The organism is Thiothrix fructosivorans (assembly GCF_017349355.1).
Lineage (GTDB): Bacteria > Pseudomonadota > Gammaproteobacteria > Thiotrichales > Thiotrichaceae > Thiothrix > Thiothrix fructosivorans.
Map to the genome: position 1 here is coordinate 763,823 of NZ_JAFMPM010000008.1, position 21,380 is coordinate 785,202.

The following is a 21,380-nucleotide window of genomic DNA, read 5'->3' on the forward strand; positions in this document are numbered from 1 at the left end:
CTGCTGCGTACTGTAGAGGTGCAATATGACAACTGTGTGACACTAACGCACGTAATTAAGTTCGCGATGCCGCAAAATCACGTTTTCACCCAGTGTTTGGTGGAAATGCTGATAAAGCTGTTCAGCAAGGTACACCGAACGATGCCGCCCGCCGGTACAGCCGATGGATACCGTCAAGTAAGCGCGTTGGCAATTACTGTCATGGCTGGGTAGCCAATTGCTGAGGAAATCGCGGATGTCGCGGTACATGCGCTGGACTTCTTCGTGCTTTTCCAGCCATTCGATAATGCCTTTATCGCGCCCAGTCTGGGTGCGTAAGTCCGATTCCCAATAAGGGTTGGGCAAGCAACGCACGTCAAACAGGAAGTCAGAATCGGTCGGCGGGTTGTGTTTGAAGCCGAAGGATTGAATCATCAGTGACAAATGCTGCTGTTCGGTTTGACAAACTCGTGCTTTGAGCATTCGCCCCAATTCGTACACGCCAATGTGTGACGTGTCTAGGCGCAAATCAGCATCGATCGCCAAGGGTTCGAGCAAGGTGGCTTCTAAAGCAATGGCTTTGTCGAGTTCTTGTGCTTCGCTGGTCAAGGGATGCCGACGGCGGGTTTCGTTGTAACGCTTGCGCAAAACTTCGGGGTTGGCATACAGGTAAATCACTTGCGTACTAGGGACACGCTGCCGGACACGTTTGATAATGGCAGGGGTATCCAGCAAGCTGTCACGCCCGCCGCGTATGTCGATCCCGACCGCCAAATACGGTTGTTTGGCAATCTGTGGTGTGCCGAGCAAGGCTTCCAACAATTGCGAGGGCAGGTTGTCAATGCAGTAATAACCGTTGTCTTCGAGCGTGTGCAGGGCGTAACTTTTGCCCGCACCTGACATGCCACTAATAATGACTAAGTGCATAAGATTACGCTGCTAATGCACCCTTAAAGGGGTGACTGGGTGGGTTGAAGAGGCTAATGAAGTGATCCAGCAGGGTTTGTTGGTCGTGTTGACTGCAAATTTGCTCAATCAACGCTTTTTGGATGAGCGTGCTGGTCAGTTGGGTAATGAGTTCGGAATAATCGGGGGCTTGGTTGGCTGGCACAAGAATAGCCATAAACAGTTGCACGGGTTTTTTATCCGGTGCATCCATTTTGACGCCATCTTCCAGTAACAACAAAGCCCCACACGGTTTTAATACAGACATACACGCATGGGGAATAGCTACGCCATTCCCGATGGTGGTACTACCCAGCTTCTCCCGACTGGTCAGGGCGTCGAAAATCGCCGCTGCACTTAATGCCTGTTGCCCGATGGCAAGCATTTCTGCCAATTGTTCAAAGGCGCGTTTCTTGCTGGAAACGTCGGGTTTACAAGCAATGCGTTCGGCAGACAGCAGGGTAGTGATGTCCATTGGGGGTTAGTCCGTTTCTTCAGCAGCAGCAACCAATTGCGCCGCTTCCTGACGATGATGGTCTTTGGTTTTTTCCTTGTGCTTGACAATCTGTCTATCCAGCTTGTCAGTCAGGGCATCAATGGCTGCATACATATCCTCTGCAACCGCTTCGGCGAACATGTGGTTGCCGTTAACGTGGAAGGTGGCTTCTGCCTTGTGCTGTTGCTTGTTAACTTCCAGGATGAAGTGGATTTTCATTACTTGGTCAAAATGGCGCTTCAGGCGGTCTGCCTTTTCACGCACGTAGTTGCTCATGGAGTCGGTCACTTCTAGATGATGCCCAGTGATTTCTAATTGCATAATGCAAGCTCCTTGTTCAAGGTCATGAAAGAAACGGTGCTAGTCGTTACACACACCGTTTAGGTCGAAACCAACGCCTTCCGGTCATGCGATGACGGGATGGACATGGCTTCACGGTACTTGGCAACGGTTCGCCGTGCCACGTTGATACCCTGCTCGTTAAGCAGGTTAGTCAATTGGTTGTCACTCAGGGGTGAGTGTTGATTTTCCTCGTTAATCAGCTTTTTGAGCATGGCGCGGATAGCGGTAGAGGAACAGCTAGAACCTGTATCGGTATCGACTTGGCTGGAGAAAAAGTATTTGAATTCAAAAATACCGCGTGGGGTATACAGGTATTTGTTGGTGGTGACGCGGGAAATGGTGGACTCGTGCATTTCAAGTTCTTCAGCTATATCCCTGAGAATCAGCGGCTTCATCGCCTGTTCACCGTATTGCATGAAAGCGCTTTGGCGCTCAACGATGGCTTTGGCAACACTGAGCATGGTTGAATTGCGGCTTTCAACACTGCGGATCAACCAACGCGCCTGTTGCAGGTTGGCTTTGAAGTAACTGGCATCGTGTTCACTTTTTACTTGCCCCAACATCTCTGCATAGTATTGGTTAACTTGCAGGCTTGGTGTGACTTGCGCATTGAGTGAAACCACCCACTCTCCTTTGATCTTACGGACATAGGCATCAGGGACAATGTAATCCGCCTTGGTGGCTGAATAAGCACTGCCGGGGCGCGGTTGAAGACTGCGCAATAACAGGATGATCTCTTCCAATTCGCCCTGTTCTATTTTCAACCGCTTGCTGATTTCTTTATAATCCCGCCGCTCCATCAAGTCCAGATTTTTTTCGACGAGCTGGCGTGCTTTGAACAAAATTCGGCTTTCGGGCAAGTGTGCCAGTTGGATTAACAAGCATTCGCGCAAATCCCGTGCACCTACGCCAAGGGGGTCAAGCTGCTGAATAAATGTGAGTACAACTTCCACATCTTCAATGTCGATGGGCAGTTCGTCGCTGAGTGAGGCAAAAATTTCATCCAGAGGGTCACACAAATAACCAGCATCGTCGAGTGAGCCAATCAGGGTTTCAGCAATCTGTTTGTCAATGTTGGTGAGGTTGCTCATGCGGATTTGCCAGAGCAAATGTTCCTGCAAGCCGCTATCGGCGGTGTCGCCTTGGTTTTCGAGGAAGCCGGAGGCATCGCCACCACTATCGCTGTTGCTGCTGCGGGTGTCGTAGATGTCTTCCCATTCCGCATCCATGTGCATTTCGTCAGGAATTTCGGTGTCAAGGTGCGATTGTTCGACAGGGGCATCGGCGGGTGGGTCGTAATCGCTGGCTTCAACATCGAGTTCGGCAGGCGACTCGCTGGGGATTTCTGGGCGCGAGTCATCGCTTTCATCAGCGAGTTGCAGCAAGGGATTGTCTTCCAGCGCTTGCTGAATTTCGTTCTGAAGTTCCAGTGAAGACAATTGCAACAGGCGAATGGCTTGCTGTAATTGCGGGGTCATGGAAAGTGTCTGACCCAGTTTGAGATCAAATCCCTGTTTAAGCATTGTTCTTGTTATTCCTTTGTCCTATGACGCTTATGAAGCCAGTGTTTCATGAGTCTCATACTACGCTAATCGGGTAAAATTTCACAGTTTGAAGTTTTCGCCCAGATAAACGCGACGGGCTTGTTCGTCTTGCAAGATGGCTTCGGGTGTACCTTCCACCAGAATTTTACCTTCGCTAAGGATGTACGCACGGTGGCAAATGCCCAAGGTTTCGCGCACGTTATGGTCAGTAATCAGTACGCCAATATCACGTTCCACCAGATGGCGGATAATTTTTTGAATTTCCAGCACTGAAATGGGGTCAACCCCCGCAAACGGTTCATCCAGCAGGATAAACGCTGGGTCGCTGGCAAGCGCACGCGCAATTTCCGCACGGCGGCGTTCCCCACCTGACAGGCTGATGCCATGGCTATCACGCAAATGGGTCAGTTGGAATTCATCCAGCAGGCTATCCACTTTGGCTTGGCGTTGTTGGCGGTTCAAATCTTTACGCAATTCCAGCACTGCCATAATGTTTTGCGCGACCGTGAGGCTGCGGAAAATGCTGGCTTCTTGGGCAAGGTAGCCGATGCCTTCACGGGCGCGTTCGTGCATGGCTTGCGCGGTAATGTCTTTGTCGTTGAGCAAGACTTGCCCCGCATCCGCCCCAACCAAGCCGACAATCATGTAGAAGCAAGTGGTTTTGCCCGCGCCATTGGGTCCTAGCAAACCAACCACTTCGGCATTATTGACGTGCAAATCCACGCCTTTGAGGATTTGGCGTTTCTTGTAACTTTTTTGCAAGTTACGTGCCGCTAAGGTATTCATTCGGCGGCTTTATTGGTTGGGTAAAACACGGCAGACACCCGCCCTGATTTGCCTTTGCCACCTGTGCCACCGGCTTTGAGTTGCCCTGTACCCGTCAGGTATTCGATGTGGTTGCTGGTGAAGCGGTCTTGGTCTTGCAAGAGTTCCGCGTCGCCATCGAGGATCAGGCGCTTTTCCTTCACCCAATACTGCATCGTCCGCGCTTTGCCGCTGGCGCGTTTGCCGTTGTCCATTGTTTGCTTGAGACTGACGGGTGCGCCTGTCGCCATAATGCTGGTGATTTCATTGTTGGGGGCGTTGATTTCAATGTGTGCAGCAAGGATTTCTAATGTGCCTTGGCGGATAATGACATTGCCATCGTAGCTGGCTGTGCCTGCCATTTTGTCAAATACGGCGGAGTTGGCTTCAATTTGTACGGGTGCTTCTACGTCGGCTTTGAGGGCGTGCGCCGTCGTGGCTACAACGCTCAGTAGCAAGCATAATAGCCCTGTAGTTAACCTTTTATTTGACTTGGTAGGTTGAGCGCACATTGGAATCCAATCTCAGTAAATGATCATCAAGTTTAGCGGTAAGTCCGGTGGATTGCATCGTGCCTGAAGGTGAAGTCATGAACACTTCCGCATCCGTGGAAATTTCCCGTGTGGCTTGATCATACAACAAATGGTCTGACTGTAGCTTGAATCCTGCACTGGTGTTAATTTCCGGTGCAATAATGCGGCTTTGGCGTTTGCCTTGCCAATGCGACAAATGCTTGCCGGACAGTTGGTAGCTGACTTTGCCATCGGATTCTACTGCCATGATGGAAAAATCCGACAGGTAGTAGTCGATCTGGTCTTTTTCCATCGTTAATTGGCGGATGTTGGTTTTGCCAAAATAATCTTCTGCCTGCGTAATCAGCAGGATCAGCATCAGCGCAACCACCAGCGCAATGACGTGTTTCATGTCAAATAGCTTGCCAGTTTGGCTTGCAGCTTGCCGTGGGCGTGCAGTAACAGCTCGCAGACTTCACGCCCTGCACCGCGCCCGCCATGCGTTTGTGTGACCCAATGCGCGTGTTGCTTGACGTAGTAGTGCGCGTCACCGACCGCAATCGCAAAACCGACTTGCGCCATCACGGGTAAATCCACCACATCGTCACCGACATAGGCGATGTTTTCCGGTTTTAAGCCGGTTCGGGTGAGCAGTTCGGTGAAGGCGGGGCGTTTGTCACGATAGCCTTGCCAGATGCGGTCACGTGGAATTTTCAGGTTGTCAGCACGGTGCAATACCAGTTCGGATTGCCGCCCGGTGATTAGTGCCATTTCCAAGCCGCTTTCCAGCAACATGCGGATGCCGTGTCCGTCTTTGGAGTTGAAGGCTTTGTATTCCTGCCCATGATTGTCGAAGAACAGGCTGCCATCGGTCAGCACGCCGTCAATGTCGAAAATAACCAGACGGGTGTTGCGGGCGCGTTCCAGCACCGCAGCGGGGAGTGTGTCAAAAGTGTCTAACATCAGGCGATTCCAGCGCGTAAAAGATCATGCATGTGGATAATACCGATAACGCGCTCATCCTGCACGACTGGCAGTACGGTAATCGCGTGTGCTTGCATCAAGTTGAGCGCTTCGACGGCGAGGCTGTGGCTGTCAATGCTGCGAAATGGCGCGGTCATGAGCGCAGCAATCGGTTGGGCGTGTAAGTTTTCGCCTTTCTCGAAGGAGCGGCGTAAATCGCCGTCGGTAAAAATGCCCAACAATTTGCCATCGGCAGTGGTGATCGCGGTCATGCCGAGTTTTTTGCGGGTCATTTCTAGGATGGCTTGTTGCAAGGGTGCGTCAGGGCTGACTTGGGGGATGTCTGTGCCCGTGTGCATGATGTCGTGTACATGTACCAATAGGCGCTTGCCTAAACGTCCACCTGGATGAGAGCGGGCGAAATCTTCGGCGGTAAAGCCGCGTGCTTCCAACAAGGCTACGGCGAGGGCATCGCCCATCACCAAGGTGGCGGTGGTGCTGGAGGTGGGCGCGAGTCCTAATGGGCAGGCTTCTTTGTCGACCCCGATGTTAATGTGGAAATCAGCGGCTTCTGCCATCGGGGAATGCGGATTGCCGGTCATGGCGATCACACGCACGTCGAGGCGACGAATCACAGGCAAAATCGCGAGAATTTCGGCGCTTGTGCCAGAATTAGAAAGCGCAATGATCACATCGCCGTTGACGATCATACCGAGGTCACCGTGGCTGGCTTCACCGGGGTGCAGGAAGAACGCGGGTGTACCCGTGCTGGCAAGGGTGGCGGCGATTTTGTTGCCGATGTGACCAGATTTACCCATACCGGTGACAATGACGCGACCTTTGCAGGCGAGAATGGCTTCACATGCGTGTAGGAATTCATCGTCTAAGCGTGAGGGTAGGGCAGCGAGGGCAGCAATTTCGGTGTCGATGACCGCTTTCGCGAGCGCGAGTAAGTCTTTGGCGTGGTGTGACATGATGGTAAGCCCCTTATTGAATCTGCCGGAGGCGGGCACAAAAAAACCCGCTTTGGCGGGTTAGTTGTTCTCACTTATGTTTAGTTCACAATAAGTGGTGCCGAGAGCGAGACTCGAACTCGCACAATGTTACCATCGGCGGATTTTGAATCCGCTGCGTCTACCAATTCCGCCATCCCGGCTAAGATGTGAAGGCGTGCATTATACCTAACTTTTTCTATTTGTCGAAAGAAATTTTACAAACTGCTATGATTTCTTGCCATCAACTGCCAAGACTGTGATCGAACCCCATGCAACTGACTGATTTCCATTATGATCTCCCCCCTGAGCTGATTGCGTTTCAGCCCCTCGCCGAGCGTACTGCTAGCCGTTTATTGATTCTGGATAGCGCAAACGACACCTGTAGCACTAATAATGGCTGCCGTGATGGACATTTTACCGACGTGCTGGCGCTGATTCAGCCCGAAGATTTGCTGGTGTTCAACAATACCCGTGTGATTCCGGCGCGGTTGCACGGTGAAAAAGCCACGGGTGGCAAGGTCGAAGTGCTAGTGGAACGCTTGATCGACACCCACAATGCGCTGGCTCACATCCGTGCTAGCAAATCCCCCAAGCCGGGTATGCGCCTACGTTTGGAAAACGCGATTGATGCCGAAGTCACGGGGCGGCAAGGTGATTTGTTTGAGGTGCGTTTTCTACATACGGAATCGGCGCTGAGTTTGTTGGAGCAATACGGGCATATTCCCTTGCCGCCGTATATTGAGCGCGAAGATACGCTGGCGGATCGGGAACGTTACCAGACGGTATTTGCGCAGCAACCGGGGGCAGTGGCTGCACCTACCGCCGGTTTGCATTTCGATCAAGCGTTGTTGGATGCGTTGCAGCGTAAAGGCGTACAAACCGCAGCAGTGACGCTGCATGTGGGGGCGGGGACGTTTCAGCCAGTGCGCGTGCAAGATTTGTCGAAGCACATTATGCACGCCGAATACGTCGAGGTTTCTCAAGCCGTGTGTGATGCGGTGGCAGCTTGCCGTGCGCGTGGTGGACGTGTGGTGGCGGTGGGAACAACTTCGGTACGCAGTCTTGAAAGTGCGGCGCAAGACGGTGAGCTAAAACCGTTCCAAGGTGATACGCGTTTGTTCATCACGCCGGGTTACACGTTCCGTGCGGTGGATGTGATGATCACCAACTTTCATTTGCCCGAATCCACGCTATTAATGCTGGTTTCGGCGTTTGCTGGTTATGAAAACATCAAGCAAGCCTACCAACATGCCGTTCGTCAGCAATATCGCTTCTTTAGTTATGGTGACGCCATGTATCTGTCCTATAAACAAAATAAATAGCCATTTCGTCTGTGAAGGTTGTGACTTTTTTGCAACTGTAAGATCATAATCACGTAACGTAAATCTATGTTTATCAAAGATTAATCAAATCTATGCTTGATTGGTTTTAGATCAAGCTGGCAGGTTGTTTTATCCCCAAACCCTGCTGTGCTTTTTAACTTGCGAGATGACGCACCCGTTGTCAGTCGGGAAGCTGTCGGAGAGTGATTATGAAGAAAAAGAGTGTCTTGAAGAAAACGTCCCTGTCATGGCTGGGCGGTGTGGTGTTGCTGGCTGTACCGCTGTTGAGTGTTGCCGCCTTGTCGATGCCTGCCGATACGTCACTGGTGTACCGTGTGGTAAGCGTTCACGCCGTCTGTAGCGGGTTAGAAGCTAACGGTTGAGCCAAAGGGAAGCGCACCGAGACAGACTTATGAGCCAAGCCTTGTGAGCAAATGTCCCGCATCAATATCGCCATATTCATCCCCAATTGACGTGCCGTCCCCAGCACGGTCATCACCGTTGGACGGAATCTGTCACCTTGTGCCGACTGGCTGGCAAAGCTGGTTTTCCGCCATTGCACATACGGCCTGATCACCCGCTCGGCACGGTTATTGGTGAGGGGAATGCGACTATCCTTGAGGAAAGTCCAACACATCGCCTCATCCTTGAGCAAATGCTTGCATTGGTTGGTGGTGCGTTTGCAATTCTCCAATGCCAAGCCTTTGTTGAGCGTGGCTTGGAAGCTGCGGCGCAAGCGGAGTATCCGCCGTTGGTAGCGAGCGGCTTCATCGGGTTGTTGTTGCCAGCGGTGATGGGTGCGGACGGTGGTATAGGCGAGTAACAACAGGCGTTTGCCCACGCTTCCCCCTTCGCCGCAACGCCCCGCCATTTTGCGGAAGTGGCGGATCAAATGCGCCCAACACAGTTGCCGCCGTTCGGGTGGGACGTTGCCGTAACCACTGAAGTGGTCGGTGACCAGATAGCCAGTAAAGCTGCCCAACAAGGCATCGGCGGCGGCCTTGCCGCGTGAGTAATGGGTCATGAAGTAACTCACGCTATGGTCAGCCAATGCCCATAACCAGTAAGTGTTCGTACCGCGATAATGGCGGGTTTCATCGGCGTGGCATACCGCTTGTCCGCGTACATACTGACCTACTTGACGGTATAGCGGCCCCATCCACGGAATGGCTTTGCCTTGCGCCTTGCTGATAGCCCCAGTGCTAAAACGCACGTGGCACATTTCCCACAACAGAACCTGGATCTGGCGCATGGATAGGCGGAACTGACCACTCAAAATCACCACCCAGGCGATCACGCCTGCACCCATTTGACCGCTCGGCACCCAATCCGGCCACTGGCTGTGGTGCTTGATGCCGCAGGATTGGCAAACACCCTGATAAAACTGGTGTTCCGTCACGTCCGGTGGCGGCGGTGGAGCAATATCCGTGACCTGATGGCGGTAAGGGTTTCCCCAATCAATCGCCACTGCCCCACCACAGGAACAGGTGCTTTCAGGGAAATACTGTTCGGTACGGGTCACTTGTTCGGGAGGATATAACGCCCGTTCGTGACGCGGATGCCCCGGTTGCCCACCGTGTGGGCGGCTACTCCCCTTGCGTTTGGGACGCAACGCCCGTTGTTCCGGGCTGTCGGAGGACGGCGCTTTGGAACTGTTACGCGAACTGCTGCCGAATTTGGCAACCAGTTCTTCCAGTTGTTTTTGCAGCATTTCGACTTGTTGCTCCAGCACCGCCACCCGTGCCACTTGCTTCTCCAACTCAGTTATCCGTTCCTGTTGGCGCACGATCACCTGATGCGCTTCATCCAGTGTCGTGGGTAAGGTAGGAACGGCGGCTAACAAGGGGTAAATGACTCGCTGTTGGGATGGGGTGAATTTACTACAAGTTCGCTGGAATGCCTAATAGAGGGCGTGAACGCTTACTGTACCGTGTGCAGGGTATGGATGCAGGCAGTGTCCTGAAAATGTACAAAGAACCGGGCAAAGAGGTGTTGGTCAATCTCCCCCATAATGCCACGTGGATTGCACGGCGTAATGCGCAGATGACGGTGGGCGACAAGGTGTGGGAAAAAGTCAGTTGGGATGATCAAACCGGCTGGGTTTTGTCCGATGCGTTGGAAGAAGATCCCAAGGCGACCGAAGCAGCGAATATGCGTCGCCAATGTTTAGCCGACCCTGCTGTTGCAGACAAAGAATGCTGCGGCTACCCAGAAGGGGCGAAAGGCGGTTTATTCAAATCCATCCCCGTCTACGAAGTGCAAGGTTTGTCAGCTGGTGAAAGCCTGATGATGTACGTTGACCACGGTGATAACGCGATTGCGGTCGAAATTCCGCACAGTGGCAGCAGCATTGTGAAGCTGGGGCAGCGTGCGGAAGCAGGCGCATTCGCGATGGAACGGGTGCGCTGGGCGGGTCAAAATGGCTGGGTTGATGCGTCTAAAATGACTTACGACGAAGAGCGCACCAAAGCAGGCGATGCGAAACGCCAGAAATGTGGTGGTGTGTCTGGCGGGGTGGATTTCCGTGCTTCGGAAGTCGTCTGCTTGCCCGCTCCCGTCATCCGCCGTTTACAAGAGTCCGGCGCATTGGATGCTGAAACCGTCAAAAAGTTGCTAGAACAAGCAGGCAACAAATAACACATTCCGGTTACTCCCTTCGCCCCTTGTGGGGGAAGGGTTGGGGATGGGGGTCTTAAAACGAATGCTTTGCACACGCTTCCAATGTGTTTTTCATTAGCATAGCAACCGTCATTGGCCCCACACCACCCGGCACAGGCGTAATCCACGCTGCCCGTTCAGCCGCTGCCGCAAATTCCACATCGCCCGCCAGTTTGCCATTTTCCAATCGGTTAATACCGACATCAATCACGGTTGCGCCCGGTTTGATCCAATCACCTTTGACCAGCCCCGGTTTACCAGCGGCTGCGATCACAATGTCGGCTTGGCGCACAAGATCAGGGGTCATGCTACCGCTGAAGCGGTGGGTGACAGTGACGGTTGCACCAGCCAGCAATAATTCCAGCGCCATTGGGCGACCGACGATGTTGGATGCGCCGACGATCACCGCATGACGACCTTTGTAAACTTCACCCGTGCTATCCAGCAAACGCATCACGCCATAAGGCGTGCAAGGGCGCAGGCTAGGAATGCGCAATGTCAATCGGCCGACGTTGGTGGGGTGGAAACCGTCCACGTCTTTGCTGGGGGTGATTTGCTCGATGATCAGTGAGGCATCCAGATGCGCAGGTAGCGGCAGTTGTACCAGAATACCGTCAATCAGCGGGTCGCGGTTGAGTTCATCGATCAGTTCGATTAGCTCGTGCTGGGTGGTTTGCGGGGGCAGATCGTAAGAACGCGAGAGGATGCCGACTTCTTCGCAGGCTTTGCGCTTGTGGCTAACGTAGACTTGTGAAGCAGGATCTGAGCCGATCAGGATGACCGCCAGACCGGGGCGGCGTTTGCCGAGTTGCAGGCGTGCTTCGACGCCTTGTTTGACTTCGATGCGAACTTCGGCGGCGATTTTCTTTCCATCAATGAGTTGAGCTGTCATGGCGTTTCCGTGGGGCAAAGAAAAGTGCGTATTGTCGCACTTGACTTACTCCCCGTACAACTGCCGTTTCAAGCCGCTGCGGTTGAGAATGATGGTTGCCATTTCCTCAATCGACGTTGCGGTGGTGTCGATGAACGGAATCCTTTCACGCCGATACAAACTTTCCTGCCACTGAAGTTCCTGCTGGCATTGGCTCAACGAAGAATAGCGGCTATTCGGTTTGCGTTCTTGGCGAATCTTATGAAGCTGTTCTGCCGTAATCGTCAGACCAAACAGTTTGTCTTTGAAAGGCTTGATGATGGAAGGCAGGGAGGATGAATCCATGTCCTCTTCAGTTAACGGGTAGTTAGCCGCGTAGATACCGTATTGCAGCGCTAAATACAAACACGTTGGGGTTTTGCCGGAACGCGATACGCCCACCAAAATAATGTCGGCTTCTGCAAAACTTTTCGCACTGATGCCGTCATCATTGGTTTGCGCAAAGTTAACTGCCGCGATGCGCTTGGTGTACGAGGCATTGTTATTGACCCCGTGTGATCGCCCGACGGCGTGGGAGGATTGTTGTCCCAACTCTTTTTCCATCGAGTCAATGAAACTCTCGAAAAAGTCGTAGATGGCGCAGTCCGCCTGTTCAATCCACGCCCGTACAGCAGGATTGATCAAGGTACTAAATACCAATGGACGGCAACCGTCTTGTTGTGCAGTGAGGTTAATCTGCTCGGCAGCCGCTCTGGCTTTTTCTTCGGAATCCAAAAACGGGATGCCGATTTTGCGCCATTTAATCCCATCGAACTGGGTTAGCAAGCTGTGTCCCAGTGTTTCGACGGTAATGCCGGTACGGTCGGACAGGTAGAAGACTGTCCGCCGATTTTGACAATTGCCTGTAGTCATGCCTTGGCGTCATCAAGGCTGGCAAGGTGCAACCACGTATCCACCACGGTATCCGGGTTCAACGACAAGCTGCTAATGCCTTGCTCATGCAACCACACCGCGAAATCGGGGTAGTCCGATGGCCCTTGCCCGCAAATGCCGATGTATTTACCTTGCTTGTGGCAAGCATCAATCGCCATTTTCAGCAGCTTTTTCACCGCAGGGTTACGCTCATCAAACAGGTGCGCAATCAAGCCGGAATCGCGATCCAGACCCAGCGTCAACTGCGTCATGTCGTTGGAGCCGATGGAGAAGCCGTCGAAGTATTCGAGGAATTCTTCTGCCAGCACTGCGTTGGAGGGAATTTCGCACATCATAATCAGGCGCAAACCGTTTTCACCACGCTGAATACCTTGGGTTGCCAGCAAGTCGGTGACTTGCTGCGCTTCTTCCAAAGTACGGCAGAACGGGATCATGATTTCGACGTTGGTTAAACCCATTTCATTGCGGACTTTGCGCAGCGCACGGCATTCCAGCTCGAAACAATCGCGGAAATTGGCAGACAAATAGCGTGAAACGCCACGGTAGCCGATCATCGGGTTTTCTTCGTGCGGCTCGTAACGGTCGCCTGCTATCAGGTTGGCGTATTCGTTCGACTTAAAGTCGGACATGCGCACGATGACCTTGTTAGGTGCGTAGGCAGCGGCGAGGGTGGCGATGCCTTCGACCAGTTTTTCCACGTAGAAATCGACCGGGCTGGCATAACCGGCAATCTTCGCGCCGATTTTAGCTTTCAGATCCGCAGGCAGGTTATCGAATTCCAGCAGAGCTTTCGGGTGAATGCCGATGGTATTGTTAATGATGAATTCCAGTCGTGCCAAGCCTACACCCGCATTCGGCAGGCGCGAGAAGGCGAAGGCGCGGGACGGATTGCCCACGTTCATCATGATTTTCACTGACAAATCAGGCAGGTTGCCCGTGTCCGCAGTACGGATTTCAAACGGCAGCAAGCCACTGTAGATGAAGCCGGTGTCACCTTCCGCACAGGAAACGGTGATTTCGTCGCCAGCATTGATGCGCTGGGTGGCATCGCCACAGCCGACGACGGCGGGGATGCCCATTTCACGCGCAATGATTGCCGCGTGGCAGGTACGTCCGCCGCGATTGGTGACGATGGCGGAAGCGCGTTTCATGATCGGTTCCCAGTCGGGGTCGGTCATGTCTGTTACCAATACGTCGCCTTCTTTTACCTCGTTCATCTGGCTGATGCTCATGATGATGCGAGCAGGGCCTTGACCAATTTTTTGACCAATGGCGCGACCTTCGGCAACGATAGTGCCTTTTTCTTTGAGCTGGTAGCGTTCGATGATAGTGGCGGAAGCGCGGCTTTCGACGGTTTCAGGGCGGGCTTGCACGATATAAAGCTTGCCATCGCCACCATCCAATGCCCATTCAATGTCCATCGGGCGCTGGTAGTGCTTTTCGATGATCATGGCTTGGCGGGCGAGGGATTCAACCTGTGCTTCGCTCAGGCAGAAACGTTCGCGGCGGGCAGCATCGACTTCGCGGGTCAAGGTGGCTTTGTTGTGTGCGTCACCTGCGGTGGCAGCGTAGACCATTTCAATGGCTTTTGTACCCAAACGGCGTGATAGGATCGCAGGGCGACCGGCTTCGATATTGGGTTTGTAGACGTAGAATTCGTCGGGGTTGACTGCACCTTGTACCACGGTTTCGCCCAAGCCATACGCGCCAGTGACGAAGACTGCATCGCGGAAGCCTGATTCTGTGTCGAGGGTGAACAATACGCCGCTTGCGCCGATGTCGCTGCGTACCATTTTTTGTACGCCAGCCGACAAGAACACTTTGTCATGTTCAAAATGCTGGTGGACGCGGTAGGCAATCGCACGGTCGTTGTACAACGAGGCGAATACTTCCTTGATGGCGGCGATAACATTATCCAAGCCGCGCACGTTGAGGAAGGTTTCTTGCTGACCGGCGAAGGACGCATCGGGTAAGTCTTCAGCCGTGGCGGAAGAACGTACTGCGAAGGATGCTGTATCGCCCGAACCTTCTGCCAAGGTGAGGTAGGCTTCACGCACGGTTTCTAGCAATTTTTCGGGCAATGGCGTGTCCATGACCCAACCACGAATGGTTTTGCCAGCATTGGTGAGCGCGTGGATGTCGTCTACGTCGAGGGAATTTAGGAGCGCGTTGATGCGATCAGCCAGACCATCAGCGCGAATAAAATCTTGGTAGGCTTCTGTGGTAGTGGCAAAACCGTTTGGGACGCTAACGCCTGCATTGGCTAAGTTGCTGATCATTTCCCCAAGGGAGGCGTTTTTGCCGCCGACGATGTTGACATCGTGCATCCCCAACTGATCAAACCAAAGAATGTAATCTGCCATCGTGAGATCTCCGTTTTAGTCGAAGTGGGAAGTATTAATTATAGGTGATTGTTGGATAAGGAGGGAGGAAAAAGAGCGGCGTCAATTCGTGACGCCGCAAGCACCACAGTTAGCATAGATAAGCACTCGTAATGGGTGCTTAGCTGCGGCGTAAGATACCGAAAATATGTCGTACTCAAAAATCAATTGTTTCAATTATTACTATTGTATTGCACAATAATCGCCTAATGAATGAGGAGTTACCACGTTGGCAATGCACTATTACAAGCAGACACGCTATAAGCTGCTGCGGACTTTTTGTGTGGTCGCACAGAAAGAAAATATCACTCACGCTGCCGATCAGTTACACATTAGTCAACCAACAGTTTCTTTGCAAATTCAAGCGCTTGAGCGTGAGATGGGCGAGAAGTTGTTGGAGCGGCGCGGCCCTAGTGTACGCCTCACGCCTGAAGGTAAAATCCTGTATCAACTGGTGCAACCGATTGCGGCAGGCATTGATTCCCTCAAAGAAACGTTCGCGGCAAGCCTCGGTAAAATGGAGCAGGGCGAACTAAATATTGCTGCGGGTCAGTCGACGGCATTGTATGTATTGCCGAAATACCTTGAACGTTTTTACGCAGCTTACCCCGGCATTCGCATCAACCTGCACAATGTCGAAGGGCAAAGCGGCATGAAAAAGCTGCTGGAAGACCAAGTGGATTTGGCTATCGGTCCGTTATTACAGATTCCTGATACGATTGTATACAAGCCGTTTGCATCGTTTGGCTCGATTCTGATCACACCCGAAACTCACCCCTTAGCAGCATTGCAGCGTCCGATTACGTTGGAAGACATTGGTCCGTATGGCTTGATTTTGCCACCGCGCAATATGAGTACGTGGCGTATGGTCGATACCGTGTTCCGTCAACATGAAGTGCCGTATTCGGTGGCGATGGAAGCGGGTGGTTGGGAAATCGTCAAGCGTTACGTCGAAATGGGCTTGGGTGTCTCCATCGTGACCGAAGTGTGTTTGACTGGCAATGAAAAAATTGTGGCGATTCCACTCAAGGATTATTTTCCATCACGCAGTTACGGCTTGATTGCACGGCGCGGCAAGTTTTTCACCCCGCAAGCCAAGCGTTTCATTGAGATGTTTGACGAAAGCTTTTTTATGGATGACATGTAGTGCGAGTCTTGCGTCACTAAGCCGCTAAAGTCTGCCGCATTGGGATGCTTTGTGTGTACCATGCTTGAACTGCCCAATCCCGTAAACAAGTGCGCAGCCATCAACGCCACGACCAAGGATGAGCTAATCCCATTCAGCAATGCGCCCACCGGAACATCCGCCTGCCGATGTTGCTGGATGACGTGATTGAGACGTTTTTCTAGCGTATTGGCGTAGTTGTTTTTGCCCGTAAAGAGGCTGCTTAACGAGCGCGTTTGACGGTTACTGGGTGACGTTTCGACCGAATTGCGCTTGCTGGAGAGGGAATAAAACCCCGTCAGTCCGCCCATGATGTACTAACTCCTTGTAAATCGTTTGGTACTGCTGCGTCACGTCTTGGATATTGTAATGTTGTTGAATGCGTTGCATGGCGCGTACTCCCAGTTCTTTACGCCAGACTTCGCCTGCATGAATCCATTCCAACCAAGCGAAAGCGAGTGCTGAGGGGGTAGCTTCTTGGTACTGAAGGGTGCGCCCTGTATTGCCGATGATGCGTGGCAAATCGCCTACGTCTGTCGTGAGACAGGGGATACCGCACGCCATTGCTTCACCCACGCTATGCGAAAAACCGTCATCGTGTGAGGCAGTCAGTGAAAATATATCTAGCGCGTTCAGTAAGTTGGGAATGTCTTTGCGCTCACCGAGCAAGTGCAGGTGGTGGGGTATTGCTATGCGTTGCAACAGTGGTGCGAGGTGGGGGTTGTCAGCAGTGATGCCTTGTCCCGCGAGAATAAAGTGTACATTTTTTTGGTGTTGTAAGAGTAAATGCGCCGCCTCGATAAACAAGGCGTGATTCTTGAGCGGGTGATGGTGCGCAACCATGCCGATAACGATGGCATCCTCAGGAATACCGAGTCTTTGACGCATATTGGCGTGGTTGTAAGCATTGGGTGAGAACAATTGGGTATCAATGCCGTTAGGGACAACGTGCGTGTGTTGCGTATCATAGCCAATGGCGGCGTGTTGTTCAGCGCTCAGGTAGGTGTTGTACAGTATTCGCACGGGGGTATTCGAGCGTTTGACCGTTAATTCAATCACCCAGCGGGTAGTGCGTGGCTCTTGCTTAATGTCGTACAGGGTATTGTGAATATTCCAGAGGATTGGCAGGCGATTGCCGAGGGAAAGGTTTGCCAGCGATGCGGCGAGGTTGCCATGATACATCCAGCCTTGAATCACCTCCGGTTTCAGGGTGCGTAGCAATTGGGTCAGTTTGAAAATTTGCCAGCCCACGACAAGATTTGTGCTCATTTCCAACGCATGTACGCTAATGCCGTGTGCTCTAATACGTTGACAGAGTTCGGTTTCTGTCCCCAAGGAAATGACCACAGGCTCGAATTGGTGACGATCGGTGTGAGCCAGCAGTTTATACAGCATTAACGCTGTGCCGGTGCTTTCTAGGTTGGTAATAATGTGCACTACACCTATCTGTTGAACTTTTCTTGCCATCCCAATGATCCCCAACCCGTGTTTATGTAAGGCCGATGCTGTTACAGATGTCGGGTGGCAGGAAGAGGAGGCAGGATGGAAATGGGTATTTGTCGGATGAGTGTGGTTAGCTGTGCAGTTAAGGGGACACTTTGGTTTTTTGTTGGGCTATTTGTTTGTCGTCACTAGGTGTCAGGCTAAAAATCCATTCTTCGATATTGGTGTAGCCATTGACGTTGAAATCTTGGGCGGCATCTTCTTTGTCGGGTAATAGTGAGTGTGTTTCTTCCCACGCGTCGGGAATACCATCGTTATCCTTGTCAGGCAAGCTTGAACCGCTGGCGTAATCTGTCGGGCTAGCAGGGTGTGTCGTACAGTCGGGTGGTGATGGACACGTCGGTATAGTGCCTTGCTGTTCCCGCGCTTCACTAATCAGGTTTTTGTCGATGGCATCGCGGTGCGGAAGTGTTGCGCCGACGGTGGGGAAGATTTTTTTCGGCAAGGTGGGGGACTTGAACGTGGTAATCGGGGGCGCGGGGAAGCGTTCATTGGCTTCCCAGTCGGCAGTCGGCCAACCAATCAAGCCGAGGTTTATGGGCAGTGGTTCAGCTTGTTCGGGATCACGAATACTGAGGTTTTCTTCAAGAAACAGTTGGTAGTCTTTGCCTGCATTGTTGGCGACTAATTCCGGTGCTGCGCGGTTGGAATTTTTACCCATGATATAAAGATTGTGCACCAGATTAATCTGCATTTTGCCATGTTCGCTGATCAGGTTAGCGCCGTTTTGCTCCCAGTTGTAAACGAGGTTGTTAACGATGTCGATAACCCCTGTGCCTGTGTTGATGCCGGGATTATCACTTTGATTATGCGCAATCAGGTTGTGGTGCAGGCTGAGGGAGTGCGTCTTTGCGGAGTTAAACAAAAGTCCGGTGTAACCAGTGTCTACGTCGGTTTTATTGGGTGTATAGCTACGCCCTGGACCCAGAATGTTATGGCTGAAAGTAGCCTGATGGATGTCATCCGTATTCGCGATAATGCCTGTTGAACCACCGGACAGGGTGCAATGGTCGATAACAATATTGGCAGTGGTTTCTGTGGCGTTGGCTTTGCTTAGGGTGAGTGCATGGCTGCAACAGTCTGTGGCATTGCCAAGGTTGGGGTGGATACGGAGATGCTGAATAACGACATCGTGGGTAGCAATGGTCAGCAAGGCTTGTTGGATGCCTGCCACACCCGTGATTAAGATGCCGTTGTTGGGAGCGGTTTGCCCGAAGATGGAAATATAAGGGTGTTGGATGGTGAGGTTGCTTTCGAGTCGAATAATGCCGCCAACGCTAAAAATAACGATGCGCGGGTCAGGGGAGTCAATACAGTGGCGTAAACTCCCTTCTCCGTCATCATTGACATTGGTCACTTTACAGACGCTTCCGCCACGTCCACCACTGGTTTGCGTACCAAAGCCTTCCGCTCCCGGAAACACCGGCAGGGCTTGGACACTGGTTATGCCTATCAGAAAGCTGAATAAGACTCTTAGCACTGCTCTACCTATCATGGGTTTTAGGTATAGCCTAGTACAAAAGTTAGGCTTATGTCTATGATTCTTACTATTTATTCGTGCGGCTCACATACCAGACAACAGCTGCTGCAAAAATAGCGAATAAAAATGTGGGGAACAATACAAATAAGCCCTGCATGTTTTTTCCTTCAATTTATCTGTGATTTTAGTATTGGTTAAGTGGCTATAATTTATCCCAATGTCCTCGAAGATACTTGATCTATATCAACAAGTCTATAGTTCGTCACTTTTTGTGCCGCTCTCCACCCTAGGAAGTTGATTTTAGTCAAACATGGATACCCATCCCTGATGGATGCTTCAAAAGCCGAGTGTGTGATTTCACACGTTTCTGTGTGTTTTATCACGCTCGCTTCGGTGAGGTGTTTAATTGTTTCGGAGGGACTTATGCAAAACCAGCAGACCTACAATTACAAGGTCGTGCGGCAGTTTGCCATTATGACGGTGATCTGGGGGATCGTCGGCATGTTGGTGGGCGTGCTTATCGCTGCACAATTGCGTTGGCCAGAACTCAATTTTGATGTTCCGTGGTTAACGTATAGCCGTTTACGTCCATTGCATACTAATGCGGTTATTTTCGCCTTTGGCGGCTCCGCGTTGTTTGCGACTTCGCTGTATGTTGTACAGCGTACCTGCCACACACGACTGATTTCTGACAAGCTGGCTGCATTGGTTTTCTGGGGTTGGCAATTGGTGATTCTATTAGCCGCACTGAGCTTACCGTTGGGATTTACCAGTGGTAAAGAGTATGCAGAATTGGAATGGCCGATTGATTTGCTGATTACCGTGGTGTGGGTGGCTTACGCAATCCTGTTCTTCGGCACGATCATGAAGCGTCAAACACCGCATATTTACGTGGCAAACTGGTTTTATGGTGCGTTCATTTTGACCATTGCCGTGTTGCATTTGGTGAATAGTGCAGCGTTGCCAACGGCGTTGTTCGGTGGGGCGGATTGGATGAAATCGTACTCCGCTTACCCTGGAGCGATTGATGCAATGGTGCAGTGGTGGTACGGGCATAACGCGGTAGGTTTCTTCCTAACAGCAGGCTTCCTCGGCATGATGTACTACTTTGTACCGAAGCAAGCAGGGCGTCCGGTGTATTCTTACCGTTTGTCCGTGGTGCATTTCTGGGCGTTGATTTCCACGTATATGTGGGCAGGCCCGCACCATTTGCACTACACCGCACTGCCAGACTGGACTCAATCCTTGGGCATGGTGTTCTCGTTGATCCTGTTAGCGCCAAGCTGGGGTGGGATGATCAACGGGATCATGACGCTTTCCGGCGCATGGCATAAATTGCGCACTGACCCCATCCTGCGTTTCCTGATTGTTTCCCTGTCGTTCTACGGTATGTCGACGTTTGAAGGGCCGATGATGGCAATCAAAACCGTCAACGAACTTTCGCACTACACAGACTGGACAGTGGGTCACGTTCACTCCGGCGCTTTGGGCTGGGTAGCGATGATTTCCATTGGCTCGATGTATGCGCTGATTCCGACACTGTTTGGGCGTGAAAAAATGTACAGCACCAAGCTGATCGAAATGCATTTCTGGATCATGACCGTCGGTGTGGTGCTGTACATTGCTTCTATGTGGATCTCTGGTGTGATGCAAGGTTTGATGTGGCGTGCCGTTAATCCTGATGGAACGCTGACCTACAGCTTCGTTGAATCGCTGGAAGCCACTTATCCGTTCTACTTGGTGCGCTTTGTTGGTGGGGTGCTGGTGCTGAGTGGCATGTTCATGATGCTTTATAACGTGTTGAAGACCATCGCGGGTGCAAAACCTGCCGAAGATCTGATTCCCGCAGCGGCTCACTAAGGAGGAAGTGTCATGAGTAATGGTCATGCAGTGGTTGAAAAAAATGTGGGTCTGATGGCTCTGTTGATTGTGATTGTGATCAGCTTCGGGGGCTTGGCGGAAATCGTGCCGCTGTTCTTCCTGAAAGACACCACCGAGCCAGTGGCGGGTTTGAAGCCTTATAGCGCTTTGCAGTTGGAAGGACGGGACATTTATCTGCGTGAAGGTTGTTACAACTGCCATTCACAGATGATTCGTCCGTTCCGTGCTGAAACCGAGCGTTATGGGCACTATTCGGTTGCTGGCGAATTTGTCTACGACCACCCGTTCCAATGGGGTTCTAAGCGGACTGGCCCTGATTTGGCACGGGTTGGTGGGCGTTATAGCGATGATTGGCATCGCGTTCATTTGAATAATCCGCGTGATGTTGTACCGGAATCCAATATGCCCGGTTTCCCTTGGCTGAATGAAAACGTGTTGGATGGCACGGATACGGTTGCCAAGATGAAGACCATGCAAACCTTGGGTGTGCCGTATACCGATGAGGAAGTGGCTAAAGGTGCAGAGGAAGTTAAAGGTAAAACCGAAATGGTTGCTTTGATTGCCTATTTGCAGAATTTAGGCACTGCCATCAAGACGCAACGTTGA

General features: G+C 51.9%; 22 protein-coding genes and 1 tRNA gene. 6 read left to right on the top strand and 17 right to left on the bottom strand.

What is annotated here, in order from left to right; genetic code table 11:
• Positions 1–42 precede the first annotated feature (42 nt).
• The 10 genes from rapZ to J1836_RS18040 form a co-directional block, all read right to left on the bottom strand.
• Positions 43–906, bottom strand: coding sequence for an RNase adapter RapZ (gene rapZ / locus J1836_RS17995; RefSeq protein ID WP_207252488.1), 864 nt, complete (start codon positions 904–906; stop codon positions 43–45).
• Positions 907–910: 4 nt separating this feature from the next.
• Complete coding sequence (locus J1836_RS18000; protein WP_207252489.1) at positions 911–1,399, bottom strand: PTS sugar transporter subunit IIA; 489 nt, start codon at positions 1,397–1,399, stop codon at positions 911–913.
• 6 nt (positions 1,400–1,405) lie between these two features.
• A complete protein-coding gene (gene hpf, locus J1836_RS18005; protein ID WP_207252490.1) occupies positions 1,406–1,741 on the bottom strand; it encodes a ribosome hibernation-promoting factor, HPF/YfiA family in 336 nt (111 codons plus the stop codon).
• A 59-nt stretch (positions 1,742–1,800) separates the two neighbouring features.
• Complete coding sequence (locus J1836_RS18010) at positions 1,801–3,285, bottom strand: RNA polymerase factor sigma-54 (protein ID WP_207252491.1); 1,485 nt, start codon at positions 3,283–3,285, stop codon at positions 1,801–1,803.
• 81 nt (positions 3,286–3,366) lie between these two features.
• Complete coding sequence (gene lptB, locus J1836_RS18015) at positions 3,367–4,092, bottom strand: LPS export ABC transporter ATP-binding protein (protein WP_207252492.1); 726 nt, start codon at positions 4,090–4,092, stop codon at positions 3,367–3,369.
• Positions 4,089–4,568, bottom strand: coding sequence for a lipopolysaccharide transport periplasmic protein LptA (gene lptA, locus J1836_RS18020; RefSeq protein WP_242632910.1), 480 nt, complete (start codon positions 4,566–4,568; stop codon positions 4,089–4,091). The genes lptB and lptA overlap by 4 nt, the downstream gene beginning before the upstream one ends.
• A gap of 25 nt (positions 4,569–4,593) precedes the next feature.
• Positions 4,594–5,034 carry an LPS export ABC transporter periplasmic protein LptC gene (locus J1836_RS18025; protein ID WP_207252494.1) on the bottom strand — a complete coding sequence of 147 codons (441 nt, stop codon included), beginning with the start codon at positions 5,032–5,034 and terminating at the stop codon, positions 4,594–4,596.
• On the bottom strand, positions 5,031–5,585 hold the full coding sequence (kdsC, locus tag J1836_RS18030; RefSeq protein WP_207252495.1) for a 3-deoxy-manno-octulosonate-8-phosphatase KdsC: 555 nt from the start codon (positions 5,583–5,585) through the stop codon (positions 5,031–5,033). The genes J1836_RS18025 and kdsC overlap by 4 nt, the downstream gene beginning before the upstream one ends.
• Positions 5,585–6,559: a KpsF/GutQ family sugar-phosphate isomerase gene (locus tag J1836_RS18035; RefSeq protein ID WP_207252496.1), complete on the bottom strand. Its 975-nt coding sequence runs from the start codon at positions 6,557–6,559 to the stop codon at positions 5,585–5,587. The genes kdsC and J1836_RS18035 overlap by 1 nt, the downstream gene beginning before the upstream one ends.
• A 95-nt stretch (positions 6,560–6,654) precedes the next feature.
• Positions 6,655–6,741 (bottom strand) — tRNA-Leu (locus tag J1836_RS18040).
• A gap of 108 nt (positions 6,742–6,849) precedes the next feature.
• Here J1836_RS18040 and queA point away from each other — a divergent pair.
• Together queA and J1836_RS18050 are read left to right on the top strand one after the other, a co-directional pair.
• Positions 6,850–7,902, top strand: a complete 1,053-nt coding sequence (gene queA / locus J1836_RS18045; protein WP_207252497.1) for a tRNA preQ1(34) S-adenosylmethionine ribosyltransferase-isomerase QueA — start codon at positions 6,850–6,852, stop codon at positions 7,900–7,902.
• 209 nt (positions 7,903–8,111) lie between these two features.
• Entirely contained in the window at positions 8,112–8,285 is a 174-nt protein-coding gene (locus J1836_RS18050; protein ID WP_207252498.1) for a hypothetical protein, read from the top strand.
• On the opposite strand, the gene tnpC is transcribed toward J1836_RS18050, so the two are convergent.
• Positions 8,249–9,745, bottom strand: coding sequence for an IS66 family transposase (gene tnpC, locus J1836_RS18055; protein ID WP_207250294.1), 1,497 nt, complete (start codon positions 9,743–9,745; stop codon positions 8,249–8,251). The two genes, J1836_RS18050 and tnpC, sit on opposite strands and share 37 nt — an antisense overlap.
• A gap of 53 nt (positions 9,746–9,798) precedes the next feature.
• Between tnpC and J1836_RS18060 the strand changes: the two genes are divergently transcribed.
• Positions 9,799–10,539, top strand: coding sequence for a hypothetical protein (locus tag J1836_RS18060; protein WP_207252499.1), 741 nt, complete (start codon positions 9,799–9,801; stop codon positions 10,537–10,539).
• Positions 10,540–10,594: 55 nt separating this feature from the next.
• On the opposite strand, the gene folD is transcribed toward J1836_RS18060, so the two are convergent.
• The 3 genes from folD to ppsA are packed head-to-tail and all read right to left on the bottom strand — an operon-like array spanning position 10,595 to position 14,727.
• On the bottom strand, positions 10,595–11,452 hold the full coding sequence (gene folD, locus J1836_RS18065) for a bifunctional methylenetetrahydrofolate dehydrogenase/methenyltetrahydrofolate cyclohydrolase FolD (protein ID WP_207252500.1): 858 nt from the start codon (positions 11,450–11,452) through the stop codon (positions 10,595–10,597).
• Positions 11,453–11,497: 45 nt separating this feature from the next.
• Positions 11,498–12,343, bottom strand: a complete 846-nt coding sequence (ppsR, locus tag J1836_RS18070; protein ID WP_207252501.1) for a posphoenolpyruvate synthetase regulatory kinase/phosphorylase PpsR — start codon at positions 12,341–12,343, stop codon at positions 11,498–11,500.
• Positions 12,340–14,727: a phosphoenolpyruvate synthase gene (gene ppsA, locus J1836_RS18075; protein ID WP_207252502.1), complete on the bottom strand. Its 2,388-nt coding sequence runs from the start codon at positions 14,725–14,727 to the stop codon at positions 12,340–12,342. Before ppsA ends, ppsR begins: the two co-directional genes overlap by 4 nt.
• Positions 14,728–14,980: 253 nt before the next feature.
• Between ppsA and J1836_RS18080 the strand changes: the two genes are divergently transcribed.
• A complete protein-coding gene (locus J1836_RS18080; RefSeq protein WP_242632972.1) occupies positions 14,981–15,892 on the top strand; it encodes a LysR family transcriptional regulator in 912 nt (303 codons plus the stop codon).
• Here the strand turns inward: J1836_RS18080 and J1836_RS18085 are convergent.
• The 3 genes from J1836_RS18085 to J1836_RS18095 form a co-directional block, all read right to left on the bottom strand.
• On the bottom strand, positions 15,796–16,221 hold the full coding sequence (locus J1836_RS18085) for an asparagine synthase-related protein (RefSeq protein WP_207252504.1): 426 nt from the start codon (positions 16,219–16,221) through the stop codon (positions 15,796–15,798). The genes J1836_RS18080 and J1836_RS18085 overlap by 97 nt on opposite strands.
• Positions 16,154–17,377: a glycosyltransferase gene (locus J1836_RS18090; RefSeq protein WP_207252505.1), complete on the bottom strand. Its 1,224-nt coding sequence runs from the start codon at positions 17,375–17,377 to the stop codon at positions 16,154–16,156. Before J1836_RS18090 ends, J1836_RS18085 begins: the two co-directional genes overlap by 68 nt.
• A gap of 118 nt (positions 17,378–17,495) precedes the next feature.
• Entirely contained in the window at positions 17,496–18,908 is a 1,413-nt protein-coding gene (locus tag J1836_RS18095) for a hypothetical protein (RefSeq protein ID WP_207252506.1), read from the bottom strand.
• A 408-nt stretch (positions 18,909–19,316) separates the two neighbouring features.
• Here J1836_RS18095 and ccoN point away from each other — a divergent pair, with 408 nt between their 5' ends.
• Positions 19,317–20,753 carry a cytochrome-c oxidase, cbb3-type subunit I gene (gene ccoN, locus J1836_RS18100; protein ID WP_207252507.1) on the top strand — a complete coding sequence of 479 codons (1,437 nt, stop codon included), beginning with the start codon at positions 19,317–19,319 and terminating at the stop codon, positions 20,751–20,753.
• A gap of 12 nt (positions 20,754–20,765) precedes the next feature.
• On the top strand, positions 20,766–21,380 hold the full coding sequence (ccoO, locus tag J1836_RS18105) for a cytochrome-c oxidase, cbb3-type subunit II (RefSeq protein WP_207252508.1): 615 nt from the start codon (positions 20,766–20,768) through the stop codon (positions 21,378–21,380).